The organism is Deltaproteobacteria bacterium, assembly GCA_020845775.1.
GTDB lineage: Bacteria > Bdellovibrionota_C > UBA2361 > SZUA-149 > JADLFC01 > JADLFC01.
Genome location: JADLFC010000074.1, coordinates 1 through 5675 on the forward strand (window position 1 = coordinate 1; position 5675 = coordinate 5675).

Annotated in this window: 4 protein-coding genes; all 4 read right to left on the reverse strand. The window is 49.6% G+C overall.

Features of this window, described 5'->3' with window-relative positions; all coding sequences use genetic code 11:
• Positions 1–104: 104 nt before the first annotated feature.
• The 4 genes from IT291_04765 to IT291_04780 are packed head-to-tail and all read right to left on the reverse strand — an operon-like array spanning position 105 to position 5424.
• Positions 105–1802: a GH3 auxin-responsive promoter family protein gene (locus IT291_04765; protein MCC6220538.1), complete on the reverse strand. Its 1698-nt coding sequence runs from the start codon at positions 1800–1802 to the stop codon at positions 105–107.
• Positions 1771–2928 (reverse strand): enolase, encoded by a 1158-nt coding sequence (locus IT291_04770; protein ID MCC6220539.1) that lies wholly within the window; start codon positions 2926–2928, stop codon positions 1771–1773. Before IT291_04770 ends, IT291_04765 begins: the two co-directional genes overlap by 32 nt.
• The gene (locus tag IT291_04775) at positions 2925–4076 is read right to left on the reverse strand and encodes a hypothetical protein (GenBank protein ID MCC6220540.1); all 1152 of its coding nucleotides are present in this window, start codon (positions 4074–4076) and stop codon (positions 2925–2927) included. The genes IT291_04770 and IT291_04775 overlap by 4 nt, the downstream gene beginning before the upstream one ends.
• Positions 4077–4104: 28 nt before the next feature.
• Positions 4105–5424, reverse strand: a complete 1320-nt coding sequence (locus IT291_04780; GenBank protein MCC6220541.1) for a hypothetical protein — start codon at positions 5422–5424, stop codon at positions 4105–4107.
• Between the last annotated feature and the right edge of the window lie 251 nt (positions 5425–5675).

A 5675-nucleotide genomic window follows, 5' to 3' on the forward strand; every position in this document is an offset into this window, starting at 1 on the left:
GGTCGGGGTAGTTTGGCTGTTGAACTGCGGTCTTGTCACGCCAAGACGCATTCGACCATGTGCTACAGCTCATATTTTTTACCTCTTTTGCGCGAGCATCATTTTCACTCGATAGTTTGGATGACATATGTACAATCCTCTGGTCTAATCTCGCTTACTAGATGCGGCCATTTGTACTGCGCCTCCCTCTTTCCCGTTTTTAGATCGTGGTGTCGCATATTCTCCTCCCACTTCTCGCTCATAAAATGGACGCAAGGTAAACCCAGGCGATCTGACCTGCGCCGAGACCTATACTCCAAGTTGCATTCACTAAGGGCAGCATCTAGTGTAGCACGAAGCCTGTCGGCATTGACAGTGCCTGTCCCAATATCAAGAAATAGCTCGTAGCGCAATTTCTGAATGTTCGGCGCGGCACGAAACTGCCTAATATCGACAGCGAGCAATTGCCTGACTTTCTCCATGGCAAAAAGCAAGTGGTTTAAGTGAAGCTTCTCACCACTGATATTTAGCATGCTAGAACCCTTTTGGAGAAAACTTACTACCGGTGCATGGAAATAGCGACTCTCCACCTTGACGATGTCGTCAAGATAGTAGCGATAAAGGCCGTTCTCGTTAGTAATGACCAATTTATAGCTTTGCCCCAGCTCAACTTCTCCGACCATCAGCACATGAGGATCAGACTTGTCCTCTTCCTCCAGCGGGATAAACTCAAAGTAGGTGCCATTTAACGCCAAAGGACCGGCTGGGCTGTCATCGTTGGACGACAGCGTAAAAAATCCCTCACTAGCAAGATAACCAATATCCCTGCGAGGAATCTTCTTATAGCCAAGATCCAAAGCGGCCGCATGATAACCTATGCTTCCACCCAGCCAACAGCCGAGGAGGGCCAAATTTGGCCAGAGGTCGACAGCCGCGAGTTCCTCAGATTTTTCTAGTATAGACCTCAAGCCTCGCGCTAACTGCGGATTTGGCTGGAGCAAGCGATAGATCTCCGGAGAAATGCCAGCCTCCTTGGCTTCGTTTTCATTGCGAATGCTATCTGTAAGCCAGCCGTGATGAACTGCACTAATTATACTGTCCGCCGAGCTAGTAATGGTTTGCAATAGTTTTGCCAGGGTAAGCGGATTGGGCGAGACGATTAAGGACACCTCGCTCGCAATGGCAAAACGGGCAATTAGATACATACGCAATTTATAGTCGGCAATATCCAAGACTGCGTCCGGCACTGCCCGTAGTTTTCTAAAGCGAGCCGGAAGTGCACTTTGCATCATGCCCGAGAAGTTGCCAAAGGGTATTTCACCGGTGGTATGCCCCTCGCAGGCCGCACCGGTAATGAAAAGCCATTTTTCCCATGCCGCTGCAGGGTGATCGGCAACGGCTCGATAGAGCCATAGGCGGGTCAACTGCTCAGTAAGGCGGTGCCCACGGCGAGTTATGGGAATATACTTAGGCTCTGCGGTAGTGCCGCTTGTTATGGCAAACATCTTTGCCGGCTCAGTGGTAAGGACTCCGGTCTTCCCCGCTTTAACTTCTTCTACTAATGGCGCAATATCGCTATATTGGACGATAGGTACGCGCTTCTGATACTCTAACTCGCTCGATATGGAAGCGAACTGGTACTTAAGTCCATATGTTGTGTTCCGGTTTCTATGAAGTAGGCCTAACAGTAAATTGCGTTGGGAGGCTCTGGTATCCTCGGCAGCCCGATCGAATTGAGCTTGGAGACGCGGACCAACGGCGTGGAGAAATTTGGAGATTGAGGAAGCCATCTTAGAAACCGATCCTACGAACCTCCCTCGCATATCTCTCTAGCCGCTTAGGGCAGACCTCAATTCCCAAGCCTTTGCCGGTCAACAGTTTGGCGCGTCCTCCATGCGAAAAAGCTACGGGCTCTAGCGATAGGTCTGCCTCTAAAAGAAGCTCGCCGTAAGAGCCCTCTAAAAAGTCTAAGCGCGGCAAACACGCGGCAACGTGTCGGCCTGCAGCAGAGAGGATCGCAGTTTCGCCTACTTGGCAGCCAAGCTGGATCCCCAGGCCGGCCGAATCTGCCTTAGCTGCCAGCGCAAGGGTGGAAAAAATCCCGCCATTTTTTGAAAGGCGCAAGTTAAAAATACTTGTGGCTCGCAGGGCAATAAGTTCATTTGCATCCTCAAGCGCAATTAGCGACTCGTCTACTATTACGGGTATTGCTGACCGAGCAGTTAAAGCGGCCAGGGCTAACACATCCCCTCGGGGCAGGGGCTGCTCAATGGCAGCTATGCCAAAATCAGCCAAAGCGTCAATGACGCTAAGCGCCGATTCGAAGTCAAAAGCCCCATTAGCATCAATGCGGATAGAAACATGGCTCCCAACTATTTCGCGAACTAGCCGAACACGAGCTAGATCGTCGCCAACCCCAACTTTTATTTTTATTTGCGAAATGCCACTATCGCGACAAAACTCGGCAGCTTGCCTCGTCGCTCTTTCGTCAAAGGCGCCAATAACTACGGAATATTTAAGCTCCGCTCTTTGAGGGGGAAGCAGGTTAGCTAGACTTAAATTGTGCTCGCGAAGCAAGCAATCTACTACCGCAAGCTCTACCGCGCATTTTGCGGCGTTCCAGGCTATAATCCTGTCTCTGCCAATGACCGGAAGTGCTTCGCTCAGTTGACGCAGCGCGCCTAAACAATCGGCGCGGCTTGGGTAGTGCGGTATGTCAAGCGACGAGATGAAAGGAAGAAGCGTTGACTCAATATATTTGACGCTCTCCTCGGGAGTTTCCCCAGTCACATAGGGCCTAGCTACACCTTCGCCATATCCCGTAATACCGGTATCCGTAGTCAAGCTAAGGACAAATGAATCCGAAAATGCGCGGGCACTTAAACTGTGCTGAAATTTGCGCTTAAATGGCAGGGCCATAGAATAAATGCTAGCAGAAATAAACTTCATGTAAGACCAATTAATTTAGCAGCGGTTGCTTCGATTTCAATAAGCCATGCGGGGCGGCAGACCGCTGCTTTTACGTAAATAACGGGAAGTGGCCCCACCAACGCTTCAATTACGGGCTTTACAAAGCCAAAGTCCGTCGGATCGCGCAGATAGACGATTAAGCTGGAAAGATCTTCGACGCCAAAACCGCCAGCAGTGAGAAGCCCAGTAATGTTTTCTAAGGTGCGCTTTGTCTGTCCTACTACATCTCCTGGATGAACCACATTTCCTGGCACATCGATGCTTGCGGTGCCCGAAATAAACAAGAAATCGGTCTCACCCAGCTCGATGGCCGTAGCCCGTTCAAAGGTTACCCCATAGACATGGGTTGGTCCTAAGTGCTCGGGAGCACTTAGATAACGAACCCGCGGGCCGTTCAAGCTCGTAACGGCATAAGCGTCCATGGAAACGCGCGCGAACCTATTACCAGTGCTGCCTTGGATTCCGGTACTAGCAGTGTAATGGGTCTTCTCCGTCAGGTTTATTTTGTCAAAATGGGCTTTTCGGGCGCGCACTATGCCAGGGTAATCTGCATCGACATTGGGCGCGTAGATCCAGGTTCGCAGCACATTTGCCTCCGTCGTCGCTCCAAAGGGCTCAAGTTTCTTCTCCAGAAGGGAAAATATCGCAGCAGTTTGCTCCTCGGCATCGGTGTTGTCATTGGCGTTTGGATCTACTAAGCCCTGTAAGAAGATGTGAGTGACTCCGGAACTAGTTCTAAAATAAAACACCTCGCCATCTCGGTGCCGCTCCGTAATGTTCGGTAGCGCCATGGCAAGTAGGGCCGCTTTAGCAGATGGTGCCGGTGCTTGGTCTATTAGGGAAAGAAAAAAGTCATCGGGCTGTGTGATTTTGAAGTCCTGATATGCAGGCAGGTGCGAAATGAGATCACTTGAAAAAAAGCGCCTAAGTGCAACGTCCTGCGGCTTAATGCCGAAATTATCGCGCAATGCGCGCTCTACTTCGGCTATTTTGTTAAGCTGTACAGCAATGGGGAGAACCTCCTGCGGCCTTACGGCATACCAAAACTGGAGCCAATTTCCATTGCGGTCGCGAAGAACGCTGTAGTGTGCGTCTGTGTTTTCGAGAATAAGAGAACCGCTTTCCATATGCTTTAGTAATTGAAGCTAATAATTATTACCAAGTTACATTTGCGCACGCGGCCATATGGTTTGAACACGTGTGGTTGGCGTCGTAGCCATGCATAAACTCTGCGGCTCCGCCTTGGATGTCGAGAATCTGAAAGGAACGCGTCGTCTGGACAAAAAGCTTTTCCCCGGTGTTATCCGGCACAAATGTTCCGATGTAGGCGGGAATGTGGGGGTCAGGATTTTGCACTTCGAGTTTCTTTATGAGCTCCATGCTTTCGGCATCGATTATGAAAATAAAGTTAGGTGCGCCCATGGCCGCAATAACTTTTCGCCCCTGCCACATAAATATGTGGTGATTGGTGAGTCTAAAGAGATCAGGTGGTGCGTAGCGTGCGCGTTCCACCGGCCCATCAGGAGTAAGGGCATATTTGTGAATAGATGCTGGTCCCAAAAACTCCAAGTTATAAGTGCCCTTCCCGAAAATGCGATACAGCGGCGTATGCAGGAAACGGAAATTGTGATTGGAGAGGTAAATTATGGCCGGATCCTCAGGGTCAAACTGAGCGTGGGCGGCATTGGGGATAGATGCCATGGTCCATTGCCGGCCACTGGTCTGATCGATAACCATCACTTTTGAGGGGATTAAGTCGCCGCGGTCATCTGAAAATCTTCCCAGCTCACACACCACCAGAAACCTTCCATCCTTACTCACCAGTAGATCGTGCATATAGTCTGAGAACTCGCCAGACCATATCTCGGTGGTCGTGCCGCTATCGAGGCTTAACCTAAGTATCTTGCTGTTTACGCTCGCTCGGGGATCCAGGGCCTTGCGCAGCGAATCCTTTAGCGAATAGCACATGTAGATTAGCGAATTACTGCTGCGTTCATACCACTGGCGCGAACCAAGGACATAACTCTCGCCACTTGGCTCAAGCATTCGATAAGTCACCCTTCGATTAGCACAATCTATCACCACCGAGCCAAAATATGACCAAAGGCTAAGCATAAATTGGCCCTGACCTAAATCCGTAACGCAGTGCGGCACGGTCATGAGCATAATTTGCTCGAGGAAGTTAAAGCCGTAGTGATAGCGCAACGTCATGAAGCCCGTAATCGGCGCAAACCAACGTTTTTTATAAGCAGCTTGGCGGAATCGAGCTATTCCCGGCAAAATTAGCGACATGTGCCCAATTGTTACGCACAATCCCTTCTTTTCCTGAAAATTAAGAAAGTAATAGGCATGCCTGCCAAACTTAGACCACCGCGTTGCCCTAACAGTTGGAACAACTACGGCACATCCGGGAATCGAAGGAGCACTCTCAAGTGAAATCTCCTCAAATGCAGCAGACAAGGGAATTTCGAGCATCAAGCAAAGCTACCTCGAGGCTTTTGTTGGCAAAACGCTGCACCTTTCTAACTTAGCGTCAATCATCCATAACATGTTTAATTTACAAACAGGAGATTCGTTACAAGCATATTTAGAATCTTCTGTCCTGTGAATTTCAGTGGTGGCTCGTTCGCCAAGCATGGTGAAAATCAATTCGAAGTCATCCATGTGATCGCGAAGATTTTCTCGCTTTAAATTTTTGATCTTTTTATATTCGCCTGGAGTGATAC

Excerpts from the sequence above, each read along its gene's own strand:
- IT291_04765 (MCC6220538.1), bottom strand. The coding sequence starts at position 1,802 with ATGCGAGGGAGGTTCGTAGGATCGGTTTCTAAGATGGCTTCCTCAATC.
- IT291_04770 (MCC6220539.1), bottom strand. The coding sequence starts at position 2,928 with ATGAAGTTTATTTCTGCTAGCATTTATTCTATGGCCCTGCCATTTAAG.
- IT291_04775 (MCC6220540.1), bottom strand. The coding sequence starts at position 4,076 with ATGGAAAGCGGTTCTCTTATTCTCGAAAACACAGACGCACACTACAGC.
- IT291_04780 (MCC6220541.1), bottom strand. The coding sequence starts at position 5,424 with ATGCTCGAAATTCCCTTGTCTGCTGCATTTGAGGAGATTTCACTTGAG.